Annotated in this window: 1 protein-coding gene; it reads right to left on the bottom strand. The window is 66.7% G+C overall.

Translation table 11 applies throughout. The features are described from left to right. Window positions 1-135 precede the first annotated feature (135 nt). Window positions 136-339 (bottom strand): YdcH family protein (locus FLQ44_RS22620; RefSeq protein WP_206209109.1); only part of this gene is annotated, 204 nt, incomplete at its 5' end.

Genomic DNA, 339 nt, shown 5'->3' with positions numbered 1-339 from the left:
GCCTCAAACGCGCCATCGACGAGGCGATGTGTCGGGCGGGTGGGTGAAGGCTGAGGCGCCCTTGCACGCAGCGGTGCCCGCTAAGCTCTGTCCCGAATCCCGAATCCCGAATCCCGAATCCCGAATCCCGGCCCTTCAGGCATCCAGATCCGGGATCAGCCCGCTCTCCAGCCGGGCGATCAGGTCCTTGATGCGCAGCTTGCGCTTCTTCAGGCGCCGCAGCTGCAGCTCGTCGGTACCGGGGGTCTGCGCCATGCGCTCGATCGCCGCATCGAGATCTCGGTGCTCCAGCCTGAGTTCGGCGAGCTGGGTGACTGCATCGGCGGCATCGCTCGACAG

Origin of the sequence: Vogesella mureinivorans (genome assembly GCF_007644035.1) — a bacterium.
Taxonomy (GTDB): domain Bacteria; phylum Pseudomonadota; class Gammaproteobacteria; order Burkholderiales; family Chromobacteriaceae; genus Vogesella; species Vogesella mureinivorans.
This window is presented reverse-complemented; position numbering and strand designations above follow the sequence as displayed.